This window comes from Candidatus Dormiibacterota bacterium (genome assembly GCA_035635555.1).
Classification (GTDB): domain Bacteria; phylum Acidobacteriota; class Polarisedimenticolia; order Gp22-AA2; family Gp22-AA2; genus Gp22-AA3.
Genome location: DASQAT010000026.1, coordinates 87,199 through 112,033, shown reverse-complemented (window position 1 = coordinate 112,033; position 24,835 = coordinate 87,199). Strand labels below are relative to the sequence as shown.

At 65.3% G+C, this 24,835-nt stretch carries 19 protein-coding genes; 7 read left to right on the top strand and 12 right to left on the bottom strand.

What is annotated here, in order from left to right; genetic code table 11:
- The first annotated feature begins 77 nt into the window (after positions 1-77).
- The 4 genes from VEW47_06560 to VEW47_06545 are packed head-to-tail and all read left to right on the top strand — an operon-like array spanning position 78 to position 5,369.
- Positions 78-1,241: a polysaccharide deacetylase family protein gene (locus VEW47_06560; protein HYS04838.1), complete on the top strand. Its 1,164-nt coding sequence runs from the start codon at positions 78-80 to the stop codon at positions 1,239-1,241.
- The gene (locus VEW47_06555; GenBank protein ID HYS04837.1) at positions 1,238-2,443 is read left to right on the top strand and encodes a GNAT family N-acetyltransferase; all 1,206 of its coding nucleotides are present in this window, start codon (positions 1,238-1,240) and stop codon (positions 2,441-2,443) included. The genes VEW47_06560 and VEW47_06555 overlap by 4 nt, the downstream gene beginning before the upstream one ends.
- Entirely contained in the window at positions 2,440-3,633 is a 1,194-nt protein-coding gene (locus tag VEW47_06550; protein ID HYS04836.1) for a DegT/DnrJ/EryC1/StrS family aminotransferase, read from the top strand. The genes VEW47_06555 and VEW47_06550 overlap by 4 nt, the downstream gene beginning before the upstream one ends.
- A complete protein-coding gene (locus tag VEW47_06545; GenBank protein HYS04835.1) occupies positions 3,630-5,369 on the top strand; it encodes a hypothetical protein in 1,740 nt (579 codons plus the stop codon). Before VEW47_06550 ends, VEW47_06545 begins: the two co-directional genes overlap by 4 nt.
- A 23-nt stretch (positions 5,370-5,392) precedes the next feature.
- Here the strand turns inward: VEW47_06545 and VEW47_06540 are convergent, their stop codons facing one another.
- The 3 genes from VEW47_06540 to asnB are packed head-to-tail and all read right to left on the bottom strand — an operon-like array spanning position 5,393 to position 9,403.
- On the bottom strand, positions 5,393-6,460 hold the full coding sequence (locus tag VEW47_06540) for a glycosyltransferase family 2 protein (GenBank protein HYS04834.1): 1,068 nt from the start codon (positions 6,458-6,460) through the stop codon (positions 5,393-5,395).
- On the bottom strand, positions 6,457-7,491 hold the full coding sequence (locus VEW47_06535; GenBank protein HYS04833.1) for a methyltransferase domain-containing protein: 1,035 nt from the start codon (positions 7,489-7,491) through the stop codon (positions 6,457-6,459). The genes VEW47_06540 and VEW47_06535 overlap by 4 nt, the downstream gene beginning before the upstream one ends.
- The gene (asnB, locus tag VEW47_06530) at positions 7,472-9,403 is read right to left on the bottom strand and encodes an asparagine synthase (glutamine-hydrolyzing) (GenBank protein ID HYS04832.1); all 1,932 of its coding nucleotides are present in this window, start codon (positions 9,401-9,403) and stop codon (positions 7,472-7,474) included. Before asnB ends, VEW47_06535 begins: the two co-directional genes overlap by 20 nt.
- A 301-nt stretch (positions 9,404-9,704) precedes the next feature.
- On the opposite strand from asnB, the gene VEW47_06525 reads away from it, so the two are divergent.
- From VEW47_06525 to VEW47_06515, 3 genes are read left to right on the top strand one after another with little or no spacing between them, the layout of a single operon-like run.
- Positions 9,705-10,850, top strand: coding sequence for a glycosyltransferase family 4 protein (locus VEW47_06525; protein ID HYS04831.1), 1,146 nt, complete (start codon positions 9,705-9,707; stop codon positions 10,848-10,850).
- Complete coding sequence (locus tag VEW47_06520; GenBank protein ID HYS04830.1) at positions 10,847-11,584, top strand: class I SAM-dependent methyltransferase; 738 nt, start codon at positions 10,847-10,849, stop codon at positions 11,582-11,584. Before VEW47_06525 ends, VEW47_06520 begins: the two co-directional genes overlap by 4 nt.
- Positions 11,585-11,636: 52 nt before the next feature.
- Positions 11,637-12,449 carry a class I SAM-dependent methyltransferase gene (locus VEW47_06515; GenBank protein ID HYS04829.1) on the top strand — a complete coding sequence of 271 codons (813 nt, stop codon included), beginning with the start codon at positions 11,637-11,639 and terminating at the stop codon, positions 12,447-12,449.
- Position 12,450: 1 nt separating this feature from the next.
- On the opposite strand, the gene VEW47_06510 is transcribed toward VEW47_06515, so the two are convergent.
- Genes VEW47_06510 through VEW47_06470 form a run of 9 tightly spaced genes read right to left on the bottom strand, consistent with a single transcriptional unit; the run spans position 12,451 to position 24,828 of the window.
- Positions 12,451-14,709 (bottom strand): right-handed parallel beta-helix repeat-containing protein, encoded by a 2,259-nt coding sequence (locus VEW47_06510; protein HYS04828.1) that lies wholly within the window; start codon positions 14,707-14,709, stop codon positions 12,451-12,453.
- The gene (locus tag VEW47_06505) at positions 14,664-16,487 is read right to left on the bottom strand and encodes a glycosyltransferase family 39 protein (GenBank protein HYS04827.1); all 1,824 of its coding nucleotides are present in this window, start codon (positions 16,485-16,487) and stop codon (positions 14,664-14,666) included. The genes VEW47_06510 and VEW47_06505 overlap by 46 nt, the downstream gene beginning before the upstream one ends.
- Positions 16,480-17,271 carry a polysaccharide deacetylase family protein gene (locus tag VEW47_06500; GenBank protein HYS04826.1) on the bottom strand — a complete coding sequence of 264 codons (792 nt, stop codon included), beginning with the start codon at positions 17,269-17,271 and terminating at the stop codon, positions 16,480-16,482. Before VEW47_06500 ends, VEW47_06505 begins: the two co-directional genes overlap by 8 nt.
- 26 nt (positions 17,272-17,297) lie before the next feature.
- Entirely contained in the window at positions 17,298-18,083 is a 786-nt protein-coding gene (locus tag VEW47_06495; protein ID HYS04825.1) for a WecB/TagA/CpsF family glycosyltransferase, read from the bottom strand.
- Positions 18,080-19,534, bottom strand: a complete 1,455-nt coding sequence (locus VEW47_06490) for a flippase (protein ID HYS04824.1) — start codon at positions 19,532-19,534, stop codon at positions 18,080-18,082. Before VEW47_06490 ends, VEW47_06495 begins: the two co-directional genes overlap by 4 nt.
- Positions 19,531-20,931, bottom strand: a complete 1,401-nt coding sequence (locus VEW47_06485) for a polysaccharide deacetylase family protein (GenBank protein HYS04823.1) — start codon at positions 20,929-20,931, stop codon at positions 19,531-19,533. The genes VEW47_06490 and VEW47_06485 overlap by 4 nt, the downstream gene beginning before the upstream one ends.
- Entirely contained in the window at positions 20,928-22,067 is a 1,140-nt protein-coding gene (locus VEW47_06480) for a hypothetical protein (protein ID HYS04822.1), read from the bottom strand. The genes VEW47_06485 and VEW47_06480 overlap by 4 nt, the downstream gene beginning before the upstream one ends.
- Complete coding sequence (locus VEW47_06475) at positions 22,064-23,527, bottom strand: O-antigen ligase family protein (protein ID HYS04821.1); 1,464 nt, start codon at positions 23,525-23,527, stop codon at positions 22,064-22,066. Before VEW47_06475 ends, VEW47_06480 begins: the two co-directional genes overlap by 4 nt.
- A 2-nt stretch (positions 23,528-23,529) precedes the next feature.
- Positions 23,530-24,828 carry a nucleotide sugar dehydrogenase gene (locus VEW47_06470; GenBank protein HYS04820.1) on the bottom strand — a complete coding sequence of 433 codons (1,299 nt, stop codon included), beginning with the start codon at positions 24,826-24,828 and terminating at the stop codon, positions 23,530-23,532.
- Between the last annotated feature and the right edge of the window lie 7 nt (positions 24,829-24,835).

Genomic DNA, 24,835 nt, shown 5'->3' with positions numbered 1-24,835 from the left:
GTTCTCGCCCATGACAACACCAGGCGCTCTCGCGCCAGACTCCATGAAAAGACCGGATTGAACCGGTGCGTGGTTCCTTGGGCAAGGCATGGCAGTCTCTCCGACAGGACCTGCGAACGCACCTGCGGGAGACTTCCCCGCGCAGGCGCCTTCCGGCGCTGATCAAACGTCTGTTCAAGTATGCCACGGCCGCCGTTTTCTATTACGCCGGCCTGACCGGCCCGCTGCTGCGCCGAACGCTCGAGTCCGGACACGCCTGTCTGATCCTGGGATTCCACGGAACCACGGACGCGGACCCGGGGTATTTCTCCGCGGGTCACGCCATCTCCAATGTCCGCGATCTGCTCCGCTACCTGAGACGGCACCTCCGCCAGGTTGCGCTGGAGGAGATCGCCCTCCCGGTTTCGCGTGGCGAGTCGCCGCCGGCTGCCGCTTTCGCGGTGACGTTCGACGATGGACTCACGAACAACGTGACGTTCGCCATACCGATGCTCCAAGAGCTCAACTTTCCGGCCACCTTCTTCATGCCCAGCGCCCTGGTGGGCTCATCCCGGGATCTCTGGGTTGCGTCGCTCCGGGAGCTGGTGCGTCGCTGGCGGGGGGCGGCGATCCCGGAACTCCCCGGCCTCTGGCCCCGGTTGCCCACGGAGGACGAGGCGGGCCGCTATACCGCCTACTTCACGATCAAGGAAGCCCTCAAGACTCAGGAGGGCAGACGCCAGCAGATTCTCGACCGTCTGGCGGATGAGGCGGGTGGGCACATCCGCCCGCCCGAAGAGGAACGGGTGGTCGGGCCCGAGCAACTCCGCCGCATGATCCAGCACCCCTTCACCATCGGCGCCCATTCCAGAACCCACCCCATCCTTTCCGCGCTGGACCCCGAACGCGCGACTGCGGAAATCGACGGGTCCCGCAAGGATCTCGAGACCATGCTGGGCCGGCCCGTCCTGGATTTCGCTTACCCCAATGGTCGCTTCCCCGATCTCAGCGACGCCACGTGCAGGCTGGTCGCCGAGGCCGGCTACCGCTGCGCCGTAACCACGGAGCCGGGGATGGTGCGCCGCGGTGATGATCGCCTGGCTCTGCGTCGTTGTCTCCCGGGAAACGTGCCCGCCTTCCTGGCGTCGTTCGAGCTCCTCTCACGCGCCTGGGCCGACCGGAATCGTACAGGCGATCTCGCTCGACCTGTGGATCGACGGATCTCCTACCTGCGCGCCCGCGAGGCGAGGTCCACACCTTGATCCTCGAGAGGGTTCCCCCGGCGGAGTGGCCGGGGCGCCTCCTCCCCGAGTGGAGCCGTCTGCTGGACGAGGCATCGGAGCCCGAGGTGTTCTTGAGTCCCGAATGGATCATCGCCTGGACAAGGCACTACGGTGCCGGACGCGAGGCGCATCTTGTCACGGCGCGCGACGAAACAGGGGCCCTGGTCGGTCTGGCTCCGTTCTATCGTCGACGCCTGGGGCCCGGCGTGCTTTCGGGTCCCCGTGTCCTCGCCTTCCTCGGGGACGAGGGGGTTGGCTCGGAATACCTGGGGATCCTCGCGCGCAAAATCGCCGAGGAGCAGTTTCTCTCCGCGCTGGCGCAGGAGGTGAAAGGAGAGTGGGCCCTGGCCGACCTCCAGGGGCTCAAAGAGCGTCCTCCTTCCTCGGACCGGCTGATCGAGGTTCTCGGTGCCGGCGCGCCCGATCGGATTCACCGGGAGAGACATCCGTGCTCGTCCATCGCGCTCCCCGGTGACTATGAATCCTACCTGACCTCCCTGGCCGCCAAGTTCAGGACCACGGTCCGCTATCGGACCAACAAATTGGTGAAGAATTTCAAGGTGAGGATGCTGCGAACCACGCTGCCGGAAGAGCTGGACGGACACCTGGAGCGGTTCTTCGTGATGCACCAGGGAAGGTGGGAAGCGGAGGGGCACTCCGGCAACTTCTACAATCCGCGCAAGCGGGCGTTTTACAGGGAGGTCGCCCAGGGGTTTCTGCGTCGCGGCTGGCTGCGCTTCTACCATCTCGAGGTGGACGGAGTGATCCGGGCGGCGCAATTCGGCTTCGCGTTCCGCGGCGTTCTGCATTCTCTCCAGGAGGCCTTCGATCGCGATTTCAGTCCCCCGGGTGTGGGCGGGGTGGGAGTCGTGCTTCGCGGAATGGCCATCCGCGAGAGCATCGCCGAAGGCCTCGCGTCCTACGATTTTCTGGGCGGCGTGGAAGAATACAAGATCCGCTGGGGGACCACCCCGCACTACGTCCAGCGCGCGCGGATCGGGGCCCGGGGCCCGGCGGGGGGGTTCGCCTACCTGAGCACCGCGAGGCTCCGGGACGCCAGACTCTGGGTTCGGGGGCATCTCCCCGAACGACTCGTGGAAGCCCGGGATCGGTGGAGGATCCGACGACAGGCGCGCAAGGCTCGCGAGCTCGCCGCGGCGTCGGAGGATACCGCTCGATGAGGTTCCCTGCCCGTGGAATCGAGGAGTTCTTCCGCGACCGTTATGACCGGGAGGCGCTGTACGTCCCGTCGGGTCGTCTCGCGCTCTACCTCGCGTTCCGCGAGTGGCTGAGCCCCGGGGATCGCATCCTGATCTCTCCCGTCAACGACGACGTGGTCTTCTTCACGGTCCTGGCGGCCGGCCTCGTGCCGGTGCTGGGTCCCCTCGACCCCGCGACGGGCAACCTGGATCCCTCGGCGGTGGAGGACGTCACCTGGTCGAGCCTGAAGGCGGTGATGACCACGAATCTGTACGGAATCCCCGATCGGATGGACCTCCTGGACGAGAGATGCCGGCGCCACGGCATTCTGCTCATCGAGGACGCCTGTCAGGCGCTCGACACCCGCTTCGGGGACCGTCGCATCGGTCAGATTTCGCCCGTGGCCGCCTTCAGCTTCACGAAACACGTCGATGGAGTCGGGGGTGTTCTGTGCTTCACGGAGGGAGACAGGAAGGGTCCGCTGGCCCGCCGGGCGGAGTCCGAGATTCACCGGCGGAGCGCCGGCCGGAGGGCGCGGGACGGCGTCCGCCTGCTCGTCAGGGACGCGACCGATCGAACGGCCACCCGCCGCCCCCTGGCTGCCCTCGTCCGAAAGTTTCGTTCCCCTCGACAGGAGCGCGAGGGGCACCGGATGCCTTACGATCTCGCCCAGGTGCTCCGGGCCCGGGACGAAGGGGGTGGGCTGGATCGCTTCGACCGCTGGGTCCGCGTGGACAACCCCGGCTACAGGACCGAGCCGCTCTCACGGGAAATCACCAAGACGCTGTCCCGGCTGAAATCGTTCGAGGACAACAGGCGCCGGCGGCTTGAGGGCGCGCGCAAGCTTCTCTCGCTGGGACTCACCCCATCGTCCCTGCGGGTCGCACCGGACATCGCCCTGTTCCGCGTGCCTCTCTTCGTGCGGCAGAGGGAACAGGTGCTCGGCCATTTCGCCCGCCGAGGACTCCATCTGGACTATGTCTACGATCCTGCTCTCGACCTCTACGCCGCACCGGCGCTGGCGGAGCGCATCCCGTCGACCGATGCCGCGCTGGCGTGGAGCCGGGACGTCCTGCCCGTGGATCCGCTTCGGGCGGACCGGTTCCTGGCCATCCTGAAAGCGTCTCCCGGCATCCTCTCCCCGCCCGTGGAATCGCGCGCATCGTCGTGAGCGGCGATCCGATCCGCTTCCGGCGGGTGATCGTCCTCGCGGCGCTGCCGGCGCTGACGGCGGTGCTTCTCCTCTCGCTCAGGGCGTCGCAGCAGACGGCGGACAGCCTCGACTATGCCATCGCGGTGAAGACCGGCCGGGGAATCTACCACCCCCACCATCTTCTCTTTGTGCCGATGGTCCGAGTGGTCCGGGAAGGGATGGGCTCTCTCGGGGTGCCAGCCGATCCCGTGGTTGCCGGACAGATGCACAATGTCTTCTGGGCCATGATCGCCGTCCTCTCCATGTTCCTGCTGGCCGAGCACCTGACATCGTCCACCGCCGGGGGTCTCCTGGCGGCTCTTTTCCTCCTCCTGGCGCGAGGCTTCTGGCTGTACTCCACGCAGATGGAGGCCTATGTGCCGGCCACGGGAAGCCTGGCGCTGCTGACGTGGCTCCTCCTGCGCCGGGGCCGCCGTCCCACGACGCCGATGATCGGCGTGGTCCTGGCGCTCCTCGTGGCGGTCTGCATCCTCTACCACCAGTCCTGTGTTCTCATCAGCGTTCCGCTGGCGTACTGGCTCGCCGGAGGAGGAAAACTACGGGACGGAAAGAGGCTCTGGGTCCTGGGTCTCGCCGGTGTCCTGGTGATCGTCGCCTATCTCCTGGCCTTCCTTTATGCGGACGGCGAGGGGATCCTCCCGCAACTTTCCACAGCCGGTCCGGACTCGGCCCCGGCTCGCTTCGTGCGCTTCTGTCTTGCCTACGCGTTCCTGCCCAACCCCGGCTGGGGAACCGCGCGGAATGTCTCTGTTCTTGGTGTGGGCAGGATGATCCACAGCCAGATTCGGGATGTCGTTACCTTCCCCTGGTCCTTGCACCTCCTCGTCATTCCGGCATTCGCGATGGCGCTTGCGGGACTCGTCGTGTGGCACGCCGTCCGATCGTGGAGAAGCGTGGAGCTCGCCGCGGAGCGGCGCTTCCTCCTGATCTGGCTTCTGGTCTTCTATGCCTTCTTTCTCTGGTGGTTTCCGGGCGAGAAGGAGTTCTTCATCGTGACCCTCTTCCCCCTGATCCTTCTCGTCGCTCTTGCCGTCAAGGATCTCCTGCCGTACGCAGACGAGGGTGGCCGCCGCGGCCTCGCGGTCGTCCGGGCCGCCGGCTGCTCCACCCTGGTACTGCTCGGACTCGTCAACGGAGCCGGGACGATCCTGCCGTACCACCACGACCGCGGGCCGGCCTTCGCGGCGGCCTCGACGCTGGCGGCCAGACTACCACCCGGATGTCTGGTCGTAGGAGACATCTCGGTCCTCCAGAACCTGCGCTACTACTACGGAAGGGAGCGGGTCATGGAGACGGCGATGCCCCTGTTCTATTTCTACCGGGGCCTGGCTCTCCCCGACCGCTATCGACTGGACGCGGAGGAGTGCATCGCGGCGGACCTTTCCCAGGTCAGGCCTGACTATTCGCTGGGAGGCCTGGACGGGTACGGCGACCCGGGTGGGTGGTCGAACTTCGCGGCATGGCTGCTCGGTGTCTCTCCCGACCTGTCGTCCGAGATCTCCTCGTGCCGGAAGTTCGAGGGGCTGGGGGATGTCGAAGGCACCCCCTATCTGCGGCTCTCATCCATCCGGGAGCCGGTGCACGGCATCGAATCCGTCTTCGCCCGTCTGGACCGCGAGGTACGCAACAACTCCGAGGATGACGGACCCTTTCAAATCTGGCTGAAATCCTCTCCCTCACACTCCGGGCGCTGATCCGATCTGCGCCTCGCCCAGGATCAGTCCTGGCCGCCCCATCGGCCGTGGCGGCCCGATCCCCCTGCCGGGGCCCCGCTGACGCGCCGCTCGCGCAGCGGGTCGTCTTCAGGAGGCTGCGGCTCCCCCGCCCGCAGCAAGTCCTTGACGATGTAGATCGGCTTCTGCTGCGACTCGTAGTAGGTTCGGACCGCGATCTCCGCGAGAAGTCCGAGAAGGAAGCTCTGTCCGCCCAGCATGACGAACAGCGCCGAAAGCAGCAGGAGGGGCGACTGGATGAAGCTGACGCCCGTGGCGTACTTGAGGTAGCTCAGGATCCCGATCGTCGCGACGCCCAACGCGCCGAAGATGCAGCCCAGCGCCCCGAAGGCGTGCAGAGGCTTGGTGCCGTGCACTCCGAGGAAGCGCACGGTCACCAGATCCAGCAGGACCCGGTACACCCGCCAGAGACCGTACTTGGACTCCCCTCGGGTGCGCGGGCGATGCCCCACGGGCAGCTCGCCGATCCTGGCTCCTACCCAATGGGCCTGGGCCGGGAGAAACCGGTGCATCTCGCCGTAGAGGGTCATCTGATCGAGCACCTCGCGACGATAGGCCTTGAGCGTGCAGCCGTAGTCGTGCAGGGCTACTCCGGTGACAGCGCTGATCAGCCAGTTCCCCGCGCGGGAGGGAAGCCGCCTGGTGAAGAGCGGATCGCGCCTTATCCTCCGCCACCCGCTGACCACATCCTGGCCTCGGCTCAACTCCTCGAGAAGCCGGGGGATGTCGGCCGGGTCGTTCTGAAGATCGCCATCCATCGTTACGATCACGCTGCCGCGGGCCTGGTCGAATCCCGCGGCGAGAGCCGCCGTCTGTCCGAAATTGCGCCGCAGACGGACGACCGATACCCTGTCCGGGTGGGCGGCCTGAGTCGCCCGGAGCCGCTCGTACGTCCCGTCGGTACTTCCGTCGTCGACGTAGATGACCTCCCAGACACCTCCCGCGCCGGCGAACGCCGACATCGCGGAGTCAATCTCCGCGTGCAGCGGGTCGACGTTCTCCTTCTCGTTGTACAGGGGTACCACGATCGACAGCGTCGGTGGCCGGGTCATGGTGTCCGGATACCTGCGGCTTCCGCTTTCGGGATGGCTGGCATCAGGCCGTACCCCCTCCAGCTATTCCGGTTGTGCCACGAAATGACGGTGTCCCGCGCGCCCACGCTACGGTACCACTGCTCGACCACATCGCGCCTCAGATAGTGCGCGACCGGGGCGGTCAGATGATCGTGGACGATGGCGTGGATTTCCCGGAAGGGGAACACGCTGATGTACCCCAGGTACGGGTAGTAGAAGAGGAAGCGTCGCGTCCAGGCGAAGCGGGGGCTCCGAGCCGGCCGGTAGGCGGCGGCGAGGAGGATCCAGAGTGGCAGGGCCACGACGAACGAGAGGGCATGCAGGAGACGGGGCGGCAGCCTGGACGTCAGCCCGATCCTGAACGGCGAGACGATGTTCGTGATCCAGGCGTTGTTCTCGGCGCCGTAGACCCAGATGGAGACGGCGCCCCCCGGTCGCACCGCCCCGCTGAGAGCGCGAAAACCCGCGGAAGGATTCGAAAGGTGGTGCAGCACGCCCACCGAGAACGCGTAATCACACGACGCGGGTCGGAGCGGCAGGCTGAGCAGGTCGGCCTGGACGATATGGGCGGTCGGCTCGTCGCGTGTGTTGTCGAAGGCCGTATCGACCGCGTCGGACAGATCGACCCCGATGATCGCGGCCGCCCCGTAACGCGATGCGAGACGCGTGTGTCTGCCTTTCCCGCATCCCCCTTCCAGGACGACCTGGCCGCGGAACGTGTTCCGGCCGGCCGGCGCGATCCAGTCCAGGAACTGCTGCTCGTGATGATCGTCCACCCGCGAGAAGGTCCGCCATTCCCAGCCGAAAGCCGCGGCCGTGCGCGCCGCCTCATCCGTCGGTGCGGACTCCGCGAAACGAGGCACGCCGCGCCGCACGGGATAGGTCGCGCGGCAGTCGCGGCAACGCAGAACCCCCTCCATCACCTCGGCCCCCTGGGATGACGACGCCGCAAGATCGAAGCGCCCGTGACAGGAGGGACAGGCCAGGTGCTCAAGCAGTGACGGCTTCACGCGAGCGCATCCTTCCCCAGCTCTCCAGCCAGAGCTGCATCATCAAGAGGGTCCAGATCGGCTTGCGATTGTCGCGTCGCCCCTCGATGTGATCCTGAATCAAACCCGTGACCACGGCGGGCTCCAGGAGCCCCTGCTGTTTCAACCGTGCGGGGGACAGGAGATCCAGCATCATGTCGCGGAGCGGCCCGCGCAACCACTCGGCGACCGGGATCCCGAACCCTTTCTTAGGGCGGCCGACGATCCCCGGCGGGAGCCAGGGCTTCATGGCGCGCTTGAACACGTGCTTCGTCGTCATCCCCCGCAGTTTCCAGGACGTGGGCAGGCGGGCGATCAGCTCGACGAAGCGGTAATCCAGCATCGGCGCACGCACCTCGAGCGAGCAGGCCATGCTGGCCCGATCGACCTTCACCAGGATGCCGTCCTGGAGGTACATCTTCAGATCGACGTACAGGAGCTTCCCGAGAACGTCGGACGCCGGGGCGCAATCCATGTGCCGTCTGGCTTCGTCGAAGAGATCGGTCGTCGCGAGCGGCTCCCTCAGCTCCCGGCTGAGGATCGACAGCGCCTCGGGGCCCGAGAACGACCCGAGCCAGATCTGGTTCCGGATCTCCGGCGGATGCCCCGCGCCGCTGACGAACTTCCTGGCCTTGAAATCAAAGCTGATGTTGGAGCGCGACACGGGCAGCCGACGCACCAGCGGCTCGATGACCGTCCTGCGGACCGCCGCCGGAAATCCCTCGTAGACGCGGGCCAGCCGGTGGGCCTGATAGGTGGGATACCCCGCCAGCAGCTCGTCGCCTCCCTCTCCCCCGAGCGCGACTTTCACGCTCTCCCGCGCGAATCGCGACAGGAGGTAGGTGGGCAGGATGGACGCGTCCCCCAGCGGCTCGTCGAGAGTGGACGCCAGTGAGGGCAGGACGTCGAGGAGCGCTGTGGGCGTGAGAATCCGCTCTTCGTGCTGGGTGGCGAAATATCGCGCCACTTTGCGGAAATGGACCGACTCGTCGAACGAAGGCTCCTTGAAGGAGACCGAGAGGCTGCGAACGCTGCCCGGAGCGGCGCGCGACATGCAGGCCACGATCGAGGTCGAGTCGATTCCTCCGGACAAGAAGACCCCGAGAGGAACGTCGGATATCAGGCGGCACCTGACCGCATCCAGCAGGGTCTGCCGTATCTCGTCCTCGACCTCCGCCGCGGGCGGAGCCGCTTCCGTCCGGCCCTCAGGCCACCGCTGACCCGGAAGGTCCCAGTAGCGGCGCTCGGTGAACCGGCCTCCCTCGAGGACTCCCAGGTGACCGGGGCGCAGCTTCAGAATGCCCTGGTAAATCGTCCTGGGGCAGGGAACGTACTCATGCACGAGGTAGCGCGCGAGAGAACTGTGGTCGATCTCCCCGCGGACCGCGGGATGGCGAAGGAGCGCCTTGATCTCCGAGCCGAAGACGAACGCCTCGGGAGTCAGCGCATAGTGCAACGGCTTCTTCCCCAGCCGGTCCCGGGCCAGGACCAGGCGCTGCCTCCGACTGTCCCAGAGCGCCAAGGCCGCCATCGCATTGATGGCCGTGACGAAATCGTCTCCCCGTTCCTCGTAGAGGTGCACCAGCACCTCCGTGTCGGAGCGGGTCTTGAACCGGTGCCCCCGGCCGATCAAGTCCTCCGTCAGGCCCGGATAGTTGTAGACCTCGCCGTTGAAGACGATCCAGATGGTGCCATCTTCGTTCGAGATCGGCTGCTGGCCTGTCTCCAGATCGATGATCGCCAGGCGCCGCATGCCCAGCGCGACGCCTCCCTGCACGAAGAGTCCTTCGTCATCGGGTCCGCGATGGGCGATGGCATCGGTCATCGAGCGCAGTATTCCAGTCTCGGCGGGTCGGGAAGGATCGATGTTGATGTATCCGGCGATGCCGCACATAGGGCGAGAGGGGCCGTCCAATCCCGAGGAGGAGCGATCGTCCAGGGCGAATGCTAGCATAGCCCGACGGGAGCGCCGGGATCCTTGTTCCGTCCAAGCCGTGCCCTCTGGCACACGGGAGCCCTTTCGGTGTATCTTTGCCCATCCAGGCGCTCGCGGCAGAGGCTGAGCACCGAAGAATTCCGGAAATCCGTACTCTTGACGGGGCGGGACCGTGGTGGGCGGCGAGAGATTGTCCCGAGGCGGTTTTCCCCCTGCAGGTACGAACCGGTCGCCCTGGGAGGAGCGCAGGAAGGGGGAGGTGCTGCTTGTGGCACCGCTGCCCGGTCCTCCGCTCCTTGGCGGGATTGAGACCGGAGTGAAGCTCCTGCTCGATACGGAGCTCTCCTGCAGGGTCTCCATGCGCCTCTTCAACACGGCGCGGAACGGGAATCCTACCCGCGGGCTTCCTCGAAAACTCGCCTTCCAAGTGTCCGCCTGCGCCCGCTTCATCGCGGCGCTGCTGCGAGTGAGGCCCCGGATCGTGCACGTGAAGGCGGCGACGGGGATCAATTTCTTTCAGCACGGGCTGTACGCCGCTCTGGCCCGGCTCTTCGGAAGAAAGGTGCTCCTCCAGCTCCACGCCGGCGACTTCCCCGCCTTCGTCGAGAAGGCCGGGCCGCTCCGCCGTCGGATCATCCGATTTGTCCTACGCCTTCCCCACGGCCTGCTGGCACTCTCCCCTCGCTGGGCGGAATACTTCCACAGGCTTTCCGATGGCCGCCCCGTGGCCGTGATTCCCAACGCCACGCTGACCGAGGGCTTCTTCGAAGGGACGCCGGATCGCGTCCGTTTCGGAATCCCCGCGGATCGGCTGGTCCTTCTGTTTATCGCAACCCGGGACCCCCGGCTGGATGCCGACAAGGGGCTTCCGGACCTGTTGGAAGCCGTCAAACGGGTCCGATCGCGACATCCGAACCTGATGCTCGTCCTGGCTGGAAGGACGGCACGACTGGAAGAGATCTCAGCGATGCTCGGCCCGGAGGGAGACGCTTGGAAGAGCGTCCGGCCGGTGGCGGGAGAGGAGAAGTCCAGCCTCTATCGCTCGGCCGACTTGTTCGTCCTTCCTTCACAGTTTGAAAACATGCCCAACACCGTCATCGAGGCAATGGCGGCGGGCCTCCCGGTCGTGGCCACCCCTGTGGGCGCCGTTCCGGAGATGCTGGACGACGGCGAGGAGGGGTTTCTCGTCCCGGCAGGCGCGGTGGATGTCCTGGCCGATCGGATCGATCGGTTGGCTCGGGACACGAGCCTGCGGCGACGCATGGGCAGCCGCGCGGGGTTGAGGGCGGCGCGGGAATTTCACATTCACCTCCTGGAGAGGCGGTTGGCGGCCGAGTACGCCCGACTTGCGCCAGGAATGCTGCCGGCCCTCCTGCCGGTGCTTCCCCGTTCGAGCGAGTCGTGAATCGACCCGGGGTTTCCTCTGCGGAATACTACGACGCGCTCTGGGCGAGGAGCCGCCGCGCCGATCAGCACCATAAGTGCCGGATCCGGGCCATCCGGAAGATGATGACTCTGACACCGCAGCCCTCCGGGCGGCCCCGGAGAATCCTGGAGCCCGGCTGCGGGAGCGGGCTGATTTCCGTGGTGCTGACCAAGTACGGCGAGGTCGTGGGATTGGACCAATCGAAGGTCGGAATTTCGACGGCCCGCGCCGCGGTGAAGGGACAGTTCCACCTGGGAGTCCTCCCCGACATCGCCATCGTCGATGAGGGCTTCGACGTGTGCGTCCTGTCCCAGGTCCTCGAGCACTTCCCCGACCACGATCAGCTTCGCCTCCTGCGAAATGTCTTCGACAAAGTCAATCCGGGCGGCCACCTCATCGTCACCACGCCGAATCGATCGGTGTCGGAGAGGATGCGGTTCAGACCCGGCGAGCTTCAGCCGATCGAAAACTGGCTCGTCCCGGCAGAGCTGCAGACGCGGCTGAAGACCACGGGCTGGATGCCCGTCCGAACGATCTATGCCTTCAGCTTCTTCCCCGTCTTCATGAGTCACAACTGGCCCCGGCCCCTGCGTTTTTTCATCTACGACATCTTGAGGCTGCGCAATCCCCTCGAGGGCCTGCTCGAGACGCGTCCACTCGGAGATTGCACGGTGGTCCTCGCGGAGCGACGCGCCGCTCACGAGGCATCCTGACGAAATGGCTTTGAGCCCGAACGCAGAATCCCCCTTTGCCGGGAGCTTCGCGATGAGAAGGAGCGCTCTGCGCCTGTATGTGTTCGCGCTCGGCCTGGGTGTCCGGATGATCCTGCGGGGCATGTTTGTCGAAGGAATCAGGCTGCTGATTTCTCCGGTGGGATACTGGCGGTTCCTCCCGAACGCCTTCACCTATCAGGAATTCCTTCGCTTCGACAATCCCCGGACCCTGGACGTCAGCAGCCCGAAACTCCCCAGCGTGTTCTTCGCGACCTTGACATCCCGGGAAGTGCGCGCGACGGATCTCGACGACGACAAGATCTTCTCCAGATGGAAGCCGGCCGCGGATGCTCTCGGTCTGTCAAACTACTTCGTCGAATACCAGGACGCCCGTCACTTGACGTACCCCGACGAGACATTCGACTTCATCTACTCCATCAGTGTCATCGAGCATATTCCGGACGACGGCGATGCCGTTTCGCTGCGGGAGTTCCGGCGGGTCCTCAAGCCCGGAGGCACGCTTGTCGTTCAGATCCCCTACCGACGGAAGCGGGACGACATCTGGCTCTCGGTCGACAGCAAGGGGATGCCGCTGCCGGCGCCGCGGTTTTACGAACGGCACTACGACATGGAGAGGCTGAACGAGCGCCTGGCGACGGAGGGGCTGAGGCTGACCCAGAGAGTCATCATGGGGGAATGGCTCAATCTCGATCCCATGCTGAGCGCCACGAGTCGCCTGCCGCGCTACCTTCGCATCGCCATCAGACCTCTCGAGCCACTGCTCGCTCTGGTCAATTTCTGGGCGCGTACGGACGATGCTTCGGGTTACCCGCTCGGGGCACTCCTCGTCTATCGGAGGGTCTGACTCAGCTGCCGGTCCGCAGGTTCGACGGAGCGGCAGGCGGAGTCTTGTCGATCAGGGTCTGGGAGCCGCTGACGATGGCGTTCCCGAGGTTTCCGGACGCATCGACAAGACTGTTGAGAGGCAGCGAGAATGTGCCCGGACCGTCGGGGATGGTTGTATCGACCCTCAAGGTGCCGGTGAACGTGGTCCCCGGCACGGCGCCACTGAGGACGATCGTCCGGGTGCTGCTGTCGCTGGCGGTGAACACCAACGGCCCCGGCAACTGCACGACCGACGCCGATGTGGTCAGCACCAGCCCCACGTTCCCTGCTGCGGTGGGAGACGGATCGCTGAGAACCAGGGTCGCCGAGGGGCCGACTGCGGCACCATACTCCACGGCGCCGATGTCCCAGGCGGACCCGCCCAGAGACTGGTTGTCCGCGTAGGACGGAAAGTTATGGGCGCCCGCCACGGTGTTGTAGATGCTGGCGGTCCTCCCTGCCGGCATGCCGTTGGCGGTCCCCTTGTCCCGGGCCGGCGACAGGGAGTTGAGGTGCAGGTCGTTGCCCGACAGCGACAGGAGAAGTGGATTGGCACAGATCACGCTGTCGTTGGCGGTGCCATCGTTATCCACATCGGCCGACACCACGAGCCCGGAACACCCCGACGTCCTTCCGTTGAACGAGACCAGGGTCCCGCCCGCGGACGAGTAGACGAGGTTGTTCTGGAACGTGCCACCCGGGGACCAGTACACGAGCTGGCGCGATCCTGAGTCGTACAGGAGATCGTTTCGGAAGACGTTGCCGGTGCAGGGCCCCGAGCATGACGAGGCGATGGCCCCGCCGACGTTGTCGACGAAGGTGTTGTTGTAGACCTTGTTGTTGCTCGCCGACTTGTTGGAGCCGGTGACGTTGAAATAGAGTCCCGGTCCGCCGCCCCCCTGTCCGCAGCGCAGGAAGATGTTGTTGTAGATCTGGTTCCCGTTGGTGCTGATCCCGTTGGCGTCCAGCTTGATGCACTCGCCGTCCGAGCCCTCGAAGATGTTGCTCCGGATGATCCAATTGTTGCTGTTGTTCTCCAGGATGATGCCTCGTCCTATGGAGGATCCGCTCTTCTGCCTGGAAATGAGGTTGTTGTCGATGACCGATCCGGTGTAGTCGCCGTTGCCGGTGCCTCCCCCGTTGTCGCCCAGAATCATGCCGCAGGGCGTCCCGGTCGCGGCGGGCCCCATGACGTTCTGGTTGCCGTTGTCATGAATCCAGTTTCCGGTGATCGTATAGACCGTAGGGCCCGACGCGGCGGCTTGAACGTGGATTCCCTCGCTGTCGGACCAGCCGATCTCGTTTCCGGTGATGGTGATGTTCGTCGCTCCGAACGAGCCGATGCCGTAGCCGCTGCCGTTGCCGGTCACATCCGAGTCATACAGAATCTTGTTGTTCTGGACGATGATGTCGTGCGAGCCGGAGTCGATGCTCACCGCGTAGCGCCGATGGCAGCGAAAGGTCAGGCCCTTGATGGTGATGAAGCTGCTGCTGTTGATGACGAATCCATAGGCGTTGTTGTCGTTGAACACGTAGGGCTTCGGGTTGGCGGACCCGAGGGGCGCGTTGCCCCCCTGCCCCCACTTGACCAGGATTGTTCCGCCGACGCTCTGCGGGCTGTAGGAGTCGATCTCCGGCGCGGTTCCGGCGTATCCGGAGTGGGCGTTCGTGAGATCGGAAGAGGACGTGACGCGGTACGTCATGCTGCCGTCCGGCTTCTGGGCGCCGATGACCTTGCTCGAAGGCGGGCTGCTCGTGGCGTACCAGGTGTCGGCACAGGTGCCGGGGACGCCTCCGCAGACTCCGCTGCCGCAGCTCGTGCATTGTGTCCAGCCCGAGAGTGGAAGCATCGTGCCGTCCAGGTAGGCCGTCTCCGAGCCGTAGCCCTGGATCGTGATGGGCGATCCGGACGACCCATTCTTGCCGGAGATCGAGAACTGGTCTCCGAAATAGCGACCGTCAGAGTTCCGGGTCTCCCCGTCGTGCGCCGTGTGGACGCCCCGGATGTTCAATGTGTCACCGGCAGAGAGCAGCCCGATGCCGCTCTGGATGTCCAGCTTCGGCCCGTGCGTGCCGCAGGCCGTTGTCGTCCCGTCCCCGGCGCTCGGGCAGTTGCCGTCGACATAGTACGTGGCCGCCGTGACAGGGAGGCTTGCGGTCATGAAGACTAGCGCGCCGATACCGACCATCGCCGCTACCCGGCAGTGTGCAAGGGGGGCGATAGGGATGATCTTCGGCATCTTCCCCTCCTCCGACTTCGCGAAATGCCGCCGTGAACCGTCCCGGCTGGGACGGTCTTCGGTTCTACACTAGCAAGGATCACGCCACCGGGCCAGCGGTTATCGTCAAACAAGTTAGGACGACGGTGTGCGGCCGGGCGGGCCGGAGTCCGCGTGCGGGGTTGCGTTCTCGAAACCGACGTGACGTTTCTGCAACCCGGGGTCCCCGTTTCCGCTGCCTCCCCGCGCCCATCTTCCGATCGAGGCCGAAACTCCACGATCCGGATGCCGCTCAGGCTCTTCTCATCCGCCCGGTCGAAGAATTTCTCGAGCGTGGGAATCGCCAGGTCGAGAGGGTCTTCCTCCCAGCTCCTTCCCGTGACGAACCAGAGGCGCGGGCACTGATGAGACCACTGGGCCAGGGTCGCCTCGGTCGCGGGCAGCCTCTCCGTTTCACGAAAGTCCAGCCACCTGCTCCTGTCGGTCGCTCCTTCGTAATAGTGGAAGGCCGGGTACACTCCGATGACCAGCACGCAGTCCTGGGGTCCGCTACGGCTCCGAATCCACTGAACGGCAGAGCGAGCGTCTTCCTTGGAGTATTTCTGATCCCGGTAGTGATTCAGAAGACTGACCCCCATCAAGAGAAAGACTCCGCCCGCCAGGCCGATCCTCAGCCACACACCGCGCCGGGACACGAGCCCGAGCGCGAGCAACACCAGGTAGGCAGGGAAGGAAATCAAGGCGTATCGCGCGTTGAAATCGATCCGGCTCAGGAGAGTGACCAGCACGGGGAGGAGGAGCGGAATGCCGAACAGGAGGAGCAGGAAACGGGCCTGACCGGCCCGGCACCTGCGAACGGCGACCAGGCCCGACAGCAGCGCGCCTCCGAAAACGAGGGCCGCGACACCCACCACCCGGATCTGGTCCGGTGGGATGGCGACGGTGCGCACCAACCGGTGCATCTCCGCCAGGGAAGGACCGAGGCTGTACCCCACGCTGAACGCATAGAGGGCATAGGGAACGGAGAATACGGTGATCGGCTTGTAGAACCCGGCGCGATGCAGCGCGGCGCTGAAGACGACCCAGGCCCAGGGCACGTAGGCGGCCCCTGCCACGGCGATTCCCAGAAGGAGATTCCGCGCCGAGCGGGCGGGTATCTCCCGGCGATTGAACACGAGGGAGAGCAGGATTACGGGAATCAGGAACGCCGCATAGACGTGCGTGTACAGAGCCAGGATGAGAGTCGATACGAAGCCGGCCAGAACGCCCCGAGTCGGCCGCCGGACATAGATGAGGAAGCACGTCAAGGCGAGGTAGACGCAGACAAGCATCAGGGAGTACATCCGCGCGTCCTGCGAATGCCAGACTGCGAGAGGGGACAGCGCCAGCAGCAACGTCGCAACCTGCGCGGTGGTCTCCGGGACGATCTCCCGGCAGAAGAAATAGAAGACGGCGACGAACACCAGCCCCAGCAATGCCGAAAGAAGTCTCGCCCAGGTCTCCGTGCCGGGTCCCAGCCGCATCCAGCCCGCGAGGAGGAGATAGTAGAACGGCGGATGATTGTCCCGCGCCGTCTCGTCAAGCATCGACAGGACCGGCTGCGCGGCGACCCGCAGGGAGTAGGCCTCGTCGATCCAGACGCTCTGAGAGCCCAGGGAGCAGAGTCTCAACAGCATGGCCAGGAGAAAAATGACGCCGAGGACGAGCGCCCGGGATCCCGCCCCTCTGTCCGGAACAGGCGTCGGGGCGGCGGCTGGATCGTTCGGCGGACGGGGCGGGCGGAGGTCGCTCTCAGGCATAGCGGTTCTGGATCAGGGTGAGATTGCGATCGATCAGGGCCCAGGCATCCAGACCCCCGCAGAGAATGCCCTGGAAGGAGGGGCCATCCCCCTGTTCGATCTTGGTTCGAAGGAGCTCGTACGGATCGGTCGCCTTCCGATTCACCCCGTTCACGGAGGTGCAGGCCGACAGGTACCCCGCGCGGCGGATCAGCTCTTTCACATGGTCGTTGAAATCCCGGACTGTCCCGTAGGGGTAGGCCAGTGAAGACACCTTGAGCCCAAGGCGATCCTGGAGAACGTCCCGGGACCGGGTCACCTGTTGCCATACGTCGTCCGGATTCAACCGGCCCAGCGACTGGTGATCCCACCCGTGGGATCCGATTCTCACGCCCATCCGGCACACGGCGCTCAATTCCTCCCAGTTCAGGAATCCCCTTTCACCCACGCGGAGGGGGCTGACGTACAGCGTGGCGGGCAGTCCCAGGCGACGGATGACGGGAAGGGCGCAGCTGAGAAAGTCTTCCGTGCCGTCATCGAATGTCAGGGCGATTCGTGGTCCGGTATCCCCTTCCCTGCTCATTCCTTCGATCGCTTCCTCCAGAGGCTGGACAGCCCCCGTCTGCGACACGGTTTCCATTTGCCGGATGAAGTCCGACCGCGAGACGGCGAAGGGATCCTGGCGATCCTCCGCCACCCGGTGGTAGGTGAGAATCCGCAGGCCCGGCCGGAGCCGACCGCCGCGACCGATGCCCGCCAGACGGCTGCCTCCGGCCACCAGCCGGCGCGCCCATCTCTTGAGCACCCGCTTGGCTCCGGATGACCGGACGTTCAAGGCCCCCACCCCAGACGGTCTGTCAATGCCCGGACCACGAAAAGCGGATTTCCGAGGAGGTAGCGGCGCCACTTGTGTGGCTGACGCATCAGAATGTGGACCCACTCGATGCCGGCCCGACGCATCCAGAGGGGGGCGCGTCCGAGGTGACCCGCCAGGTAATGAAACAGGCCGCCGACGCCGATGGAAAGGTCACATCTCAGTTGCGGCGAATGACGATGGATCCAGAGCTCCTGGAGCGGATTTCCGAAGGCGACCAGGAGAATTCCCGCGCCGGATCGATTGATCTGCTCGACGACGCGATCGGTCTCGGACTCGGAAAAGTAGCCGTGGTGGGATCCTTGGATCCGAAGTCCCGGGATCAGCAGACGGAGCCGCTCAGCCGCGCTGTCCGCAACGCCCTCCTTTCCCCCCAGGAGGAAGACGCCCACCCCCTGGGAGACCGCGCGTTCGCAGAGCTGCGGCACCAGGTCCGTCCCCACCAGGTTGTCTGGAAACCGTTTCCCCGCCAGACGGCCGGCCAGATTCACGCCGGTCCCGTCGTTGAGGAGCAGGTCGGCCCCGTTCAGGACCTCGCGAAACGCGCGATCCCTCCAGGCGAGGTTCAGGGTATGGGCATTGACGATGTACACCTTCCAGGCTTCGCCCTGTCTGAAGCCGGCCGAAAGCGCGGCGAGCGAGTCGGCGCGGCTCAGACGGTCGAATCGGACGCCGAGGAGAGTGACCTCGTCTCCAGGGGCCCGCAGGCGGTGCCGGTGGGACGCCGCGGTCCTGCCGCTCATGGTTCGTGCTCCTCGGGAAGAAGGGCCACGAAGCGGTCCGGCATCACCGACCTGAGCTCTTGCAGACGGACCACCTGGAAGAGCACCAGCAGGATCGCGTACACAAGGGCCCCGCCCAGGATTTGCAGAGGCAGAGGCAGGGAGGAGCAGAGCCGGAGCCAGATCGGGATCGCGGCGGCCGCCACCGCGGGTCGCAGAATCTCCGCCTCGAGGAGCATCGGGAAGATTTCCCGTCTCAGGAAGAAACACTGGAAGGCGAGAAAGAGCCAGATGGAGATCATCGTCGCCCAGGCGCAGCCGAGTATTCCAAATCGCGGGATCAGCGCCAGATTCAGCAGCAGGTTCGTGCCCAGGCCCAGCACATTGACTTTCAAATCGATCACCTGCCGGTTGGATGCGAAAAGACCGGAAGCCAGGACACGCACGATGCCGTACGGGACCAGCGTCCAGATCACGACTTTCAGGACTCCGGCCGCGGGAGCGAAGTCCCGCCCGAAAAGCAGGCGCACCAATGGATCCGCAAGCCCATACACTCCCGCCGCAATGGGCAGGAGCACGACCAGGACGTAACGGATGGAAAGGCTGTTCGCCTTCTTGAACGACTCCGGCGAGTGGTGAAAGAGCTTGGAGAACACCGGATAGATGGACGTATTGAAACTCTTGGGCACCACCTGCGCGATGGCGAAGAGCCGGTACCCGGTGGTGTAGTACCCCACCGCCGCCAGGGTGGCCATTTTGGAGAGCATGAATACGTCGGCGCGCCAGTAAAGGGTGGCCACGACGAAGATTGTCCCGAAGACCGGAATACTGCGCACAAGTTCCCAGGTCACCCGGGAATCTGGATTCCAGGCGAGCGGGGTGATCTCCCGTTGAAAGAGAGCCAGGTTCAGCGCCAGGGTCAGGAAACGGAACGCCGCGAACGAGGCGATCAACGACACGACGCCATATCCCTTGTGGAGAAGCCAGAGACCGACCGCGACCCTCCCCGCGTTCTCAAGCATCGCCATGAAGACGATGTACTGCACTTTTTCGAAGGCGATGAAGATCGCCTCGCTGTACAGGATGACGATGGAAGGAAGGAGCGAGACAGCCACCAGCCATCCTCCCGTTTCCACTTCGTGTCCATATCCTGCGAGATGCACCGTCAGAACCACCCCTCCGGCCATCAGGAGGGCGACGACGACCCCGAGCGACGCGGAGGAGCACAGGTAGCGACGGGCCGCCTCCCGGTCCCGTGAGACCTCACGCGTGATCAATGAGTTCAGGCCCAGCGAGGTGAAGGAGTGCGCCACGAAGAAGAAGGTGAGGAGGAGATTATACGCACCCGTCCCTTCCGGCCCCAGCCGACGGGCGATTGTCCCCACCAGGAGGAGCGACAGGAGTGGATTGGCGACCTCGAACGCGACGAGCAGCGCGGTATTCCGAAGGGTATTCCTGGCGGTGCGGCTCAAACGAAGTCTCCTCCGGTCTCCCGCGCACGCTCCGTCTCCTGCCCCCCCATCCGGGCCCGCCACCAGGAGGCGCCTTCTCCCAGCGTGAGGACCCGGACCTCCTGCCCGGCCAGCCATCCCAGGAAGGTCCCGAAGGCCGCGGCCCGTTCGGGACGCGCTCCGAGGACCGAGGGGTGGGATCCGATCGCCACCCAGCAGCGGCGTTCCATGGCCGAGCGCACTTCCTTCATCCAGACTTTCTGCACGGCCCCGGTGGAGGCGTTGCGCTTCACGTAATCCCAGTCGTCCACCGCGACGGGCATGCGAACCAAGCCGCCGTTTCCGGCACCGGGAATCGAATAGGGAAAGGGAGAGTCATCCGCCTCGGCGTTCCAACTGTACCTTCGCTCGCCGAGCACTCTCAGGAGGGGGCCGCTCCAGCGGGAGCGAGGTGACCGGAACCCCTGGATGCGCGCGCCGGTGATGGACCGGATCTCCTCTTCCGCCCTGACCACGTCGTCCGTCAGAGCGTCGTCCGCCAGATCCGCCACCACCTGGTGGGTGCCGCCATGGCTCGCCAGCTCGTGTCCTTCCGCCGCAATCCGTCGCACCAGGTCGGGAATCTCCCGGCTGAATCTCCCCACGAGATTGTAGGTCGCACGGAAGCCGTGCCTGGCCTCGGCCTGCAGGCAGGCAACCGTTCCGTCCCGCACACTCTGGATCCCGCGGGGATCGTTCAGAATCGGATCCTCCACGTCGTGAAGCAGGCTGACGACGGCCCTTGCCCCCTCAGGAAGCGGGGATCGCCTCTGGAGAAGAGGCCCGTCGAGGCTCACGATTTCTCCCAGAAGCCGGAGCAGATCTGACGAACTGAGGCGGTCCAGAGAGAGCCCCGTTCTCCAGACCGTCGCTCCACCTTGATGCCTCGCAAGGAGGACGGCGGGTCCCGAACGGCCCCAGCGGCCCGCCACTTCTTCGCCTTCGCGCGGCTCCAGCGCCCACCCCGCCGAAGCAAGGAGCCGCTTTCGCAGACCCTGAATCCGGTGATGCCGGGGAAGCCGGCTCGGCGAGAGGCGGGCCCCGGTAGCCGTCAGCGTGATCTGCCGCGACTGACCCGCTCTTCTGCGACCGCCGTTGCCCGGGCCTCCTTCCAGGATGAGCATGCGGCCGCCGGCTGCGGTCAGTTTCCGCGTCACCTTCTCCGTCAACTCCCCGCACGCCCCCGACATCAGGCCGAGGGTGCCCGCCTCGGCCCGGCCGGACCGCAGGAAGTGCTCCGCGTACACCGTCTCCACCCTGAACCCTTCCGCCGTGAGAGCGGTGTGAGCCTCGCTTTCGCAAGGATGGAAAAAGGGAGCGATCCTCCCGTCCACCCAGCCCGTCGGCCGGTCCGGCACCAGAAGCACGACACGGATCACGAGCGTTCACCAGCGCCACGCGTGCGCCCGAGTTCCGATGCGAGGGCGCGTCCGAGAGCCTCTCCCGCTACGTGGTTGCCCTCGACGGTGAGGTGGCCGTCCAGGCTCATATAAAGGTAGGGTCCCGAGCTGTGCGAGCGAAAGACCGGCAACAAATCCAGAACCCTCAGGTCGAGTTGCCGGGCCATCTCCCGCCACCGTTTCTGGGGAAGATCGAGATCGAACGCGGTCGGATCGACCCCCTGCCGTCGGACCGAGCGCTCGAAGCCGTCCGTGTAGACCTGGAACTCCGCAGGGATCAGAACGACGAGCACTGGAATCCGCAGGGATTTCGCCTCGTCACGGAACTGCCGCAGGAGGTCCAGGGTGACTCCGTACCCGTCCTCCAGGTACCGGGCCGCGACCGGGGACACGAGGTCCTTGTCCGGTCTCAAGGGGTCGCTTCCGGCACGCCCCAACAGAGGACGGATCTGGTTCCATCCGTTCCAGAGCAGGACGTACGACATCGAATTGCGCTGCAGCCAGGAGCGGAGCGGGTAGGGAATGATCCCAGGCTGGCGGCGCCGGGCCACCAGCAGGCCGTCTTCGACGATCGCCTCCGAGGGGGAGAGATTGTTCTCGACGTCGTTCCCCACGTAGACACAGAGCACCGCGGCATCGGTCCGCAAGGGCCCCGCGAGCCGCCGGAACATCCGCAGCTCATGCCACGTGCCGTAATTGGGGGTTCCCGCATTGACCATGTCCACGTCCGCGCCCGCCGACAAGGGACGCACCGTCTCCTCCGCCGCGGCGAGAAAGGTCTCGCCTTCCTCGACGTTGAACGCCGAGACGAATGAGTCTCCGAGCACGAGAACCCGCAAGGCCCCCTCCCGCTTGGGGCCGGGCTCGGGACCGCGCAGACCGAGTGAATTGATCCGGACGTGGGTGGTGTATTCGGGATTCCGGAGTGTCCCCTCGAATCCAGGGCTCAGGCCGAAGACCAGTTCCGGATCGTTCCGGAACATGCCCCGGGGAAATCGGTAGAGTTTCTGGGGAAGGAAGACGCGAAGCGCCCCCTCGAATCCTGCGAGGGTCACCGCGATTGAAAACACCGCGAGGATGAGGTTCGACCCCCAGGCACGGATCCTGCTCGTCATGCCCTCTCGCGGACCTGGCTCGCGGACAAGGCTCTGGGCAGAGCCGCCGCCATCGCCGCCAGGAACCAGAGCAGATACTCCTGCTGCCGACTGTTGAAGATGTCCCAGGCCTGCTCCCAGAAGATCGCCACGAGTCCGGCGACCAGGGAGATCTGGAGCGGACGAAACTCCGGCGCGATTCTTCGGATCCCGAGATAGGCCGTTCGAAGGATCATGAGATAGACAAGAACCAGGGCCGAGAATCCCACGGCTCCGGTTTCTGCAAGGATGAGGAGATATCGGGAGTGCACGGTGTAGAGCCAGCCCGACCAGTCGGCAGGAAGGTAGGCGCGCTTGACACTGTCGTAGGTGCCGAAACCGGTACCCAAAGCGGGATTCGCATGGTACATGTTCCACGCGACACGTGTCAGATTGACGCGTTCCTCAAGGGCCGCTTCATGGTTGGACTCGGCCCGAAGGATGAACACCGGCAGGCAAACCAGAAATGCGAGGCTCAGTGCGCCGAGCACGGGGAGGAGTCTTCGAAGCGCGCCGGGCGCGCGGCGTTGCAGGAGAGCCACCATCACCATCAGGGCGAGGGCGAAGCCCAGCATGGGCGCCCGCTTGGCCGAAAGCACCAGGCATCCGAGCCCCATCATCATGCCGAGCAGGGGCATCAGACGAATGGAGAGCTTCTTCTGCGACAAGTAGAGGCCTGTCAGGGAGAGAGTCATGAGCGAGAAGTACAGCGCCGCCGTGGCAGGGGCATTCGCGAATGTTCCCCGCTGGCTCCCGATTCGTCCGGTCTCCAGGTCGGTGGCGCCGATCCGATTGGTGTTGCCGAGAACGTCGAAGGAGAAGCCGACGGCGTTCTGAACGAGGTAGATCACACATTGAAGAGCGAAACCGAGATAGAGGCCTCTGAGAAAAATGATGGCGTGGCTCTTGTCCTGCATGGCGTTGACCAGGACCAGGAAGATGACGAGCATCTCCGCCTCCTGGAGGAGCGACATGACGGAGAGGGTTCGATCGGTGGTGTTCACGATCGAGAGCAGGCAGGCACACAGGAAGATCAGCATCGCTACGGTGATCCCGGGCTCGAGCGTCGTCCTGGGCTTGCCCAGGACGCCGGTGGCGACCCCGACGATGGCGAGAACGGCGATCACCAGCGAAGTTCCGGTGACGACGAGGGTCGCCCGGTCCCGTTGGAGAAGGATCACCTCCACGAAATAGGGCATCGTGAAGCCCGCGGCATAGAGAAAGAAGTTGAACTTTCTCGGGAGGGCCAGGAAGACCGCCCCCGCCAGGCTCATCACGATCACGGCACCGAGGTATTTTGGAGAGCGGAGATTGAGAATCGCGCCGGCTCCGGCGACCAGGAGCGCCAGCCCGGCCGTCGCGGTCAGCGCGAGGTGGAATGGGGGCAATAGCCTCCCAAGAACGCGGCTTCCCGCGCCCATGCGTTCGCGGGCCGTCTCCATGGTCACCAGCAGATCCCTCCGGGACGGGTTCTCCCGTCGGCCGCCAGCCGCCCGAACAGGTCGATGAGGATCTGTCCTTCGCGCAGCAAGCCGGGCACCTGGTCGACCTCGGGATCGTCCGTGCCGACCACGACCACCTCCGCCTCCTCCAGCGCCTCCGGGAGCGTCCCGACCAGGAGCGAACCGATGTGGGGGATTTCCCGCTGGATGTACTCTCTGTTCGTCCCCACCAGGGACGAGAGGTGGACGTTCCGGTCGTAGATCTTCACGGGAACACCCTTCCCCAGCAAGCCCTCCACCAGCAGCACCATGGCGCTTTCCCGGAGATCGTCGGTGCCGGCTTTGAAGCTGAGCCCCAGCACGGTGGTCCGCGGACGACCGTAGGTGAGAATCTTCGCCATCGCGGCCTTGAGGTGCGCTTCGTTACTCGCCAGGATCGATTCGAGCAAGGGGGCCGTCACGTCCCTGCGTCTCCCCTCGTAGACCAGCGCCCGGAGATCCTTGGGAAGGCACGATCCGCCAAAGGCCATGCCGGGCCGCAGGTAGGCTGGAGAGATATTCAGGCGACGGTCTTCGCAGAGCAGGCGCATGACCTCCAGGCTGTCCACCCCCATCACCCGCGCCAGGCGACCCACCTCGTTGGCGAAGGACACCTTGAGGGCGTGGAAGGCGTTGTTGACGTATTTTACGAGCTCCGCCGTCTCGAGGGAGGTCGCGTGAAACGGCCTGTTCTTCCCGGCGTAGAGCGTTCTCAGCAACTCGGCCGAGCGCGAATCGGAGACCCCGCAGAGGTCGAAGGGTGCCGAGTCATAGTCCCGGATCGAGGTCTCCTCCCGCAGGAACTCGGGGTTCATCGCAACTCCCAGATCCCTCCCGACCTTGCGGCCGCTCCGCTCCTCGAGCATCGGTATGACCTTGCCTCTCATGGTGCCGGGGGGGACGGTGCTCCTCACATTGATCACCTGAAACTCGCCGACCCCTCTCAGACTGTCCCCGAGCTGGCTCAGGGCGCGCATGAGATGGGTGAGATCGGAGGATCCGTTCCCGGCCGAGGGGGTGCCCACCGCCACCAGGAAGGCATCCGCCCTGCGGGCGGACTCGTCCAGGGTCGTCGACGCGCGGAGCCGGCCGGTCCGCCGGCCTTCCCGGATCAGGTCCTCCAGGCCGGGCTCCATCACAGGACTCTTTCCCGATTCGATGAGCCTGACCTTCGACTCGCTGATATCGATGCCGACCACCTCAAATCCATCCCTGGACAGACACCCGGCGCATACGGAACCGACATACCCCAGCCCCAGCACGGTCACT

What these genes read in the sequence shown, in the direction of transcription:
- VEW47_06505 (HYS04827.1), bottom strand. Translation starts at nt 16,487, where the DNA reads ATGCCTGAGAGCGACCTCCGCCCGCCCCGTCCGCCGAACGATCCAGCC.
- VEW47_06480 (HYS04822.1), bottom strand. Translation starts at nt 22,067, where the DNA reads ATGACGAGCAGGATCCGTGCCTGGGGGTCGAACCTCATCCTCGCGGTG.
- asnB (HYS04832.1), bottom strand. Translation starts at nt 9,403, where the DNA reads ATGTGCGGCATCGCCGGATACATCAACATCGATCCTTCCCGACCCGCC.
- VEW47_06495 (HYS04825.1), bottom strand. Translation starts at nt 18,083, where the DNA reads ATGAGCGGCAGGACCGCGGCGTCCCACCGGCACCGCCTGCGGGCCCCT.
- VEW47_06510 (HYS04828.1), bottom strand. Translation starts at nt 14,709, where the DNA reads ATGCCGAAGATCATCCCTATCGCCCCCCTTGCACACTGCCGGGTAGCG.
- VEW47_06475 (HYS04821.1), bottom strand. Translation starts at nt 23,527, where the DNA reads ATGGAGACGGCCCGCGAACGCATGGGCGCGGGAAGCCGCGTTCTTGGG.
- VEW47_06550 (HYS04836.1), top strand. Translation starts at nt 2,440, where the DNA reads ATGAGGTTCCCTGCCCGTGGAATCGAGGAGTTCTTCCGCGACCGTTAT.
- VEW47_06515 (HYS04829.1), top strand. Translation starts at nt 11,637, where the DNA reads ATGAGAAGGAGCGCTCTGCGCCTGTATGTGTTCGCGCTCGGCCTGGGT.
- VEW47_06540 (HYS04834.1), bottom strand. Translation starts at nt 6,460, where the DNA reads ATGACCCGGCCACCGACGCTGTCGATCGTGGTACCCCTGTACAACGAG.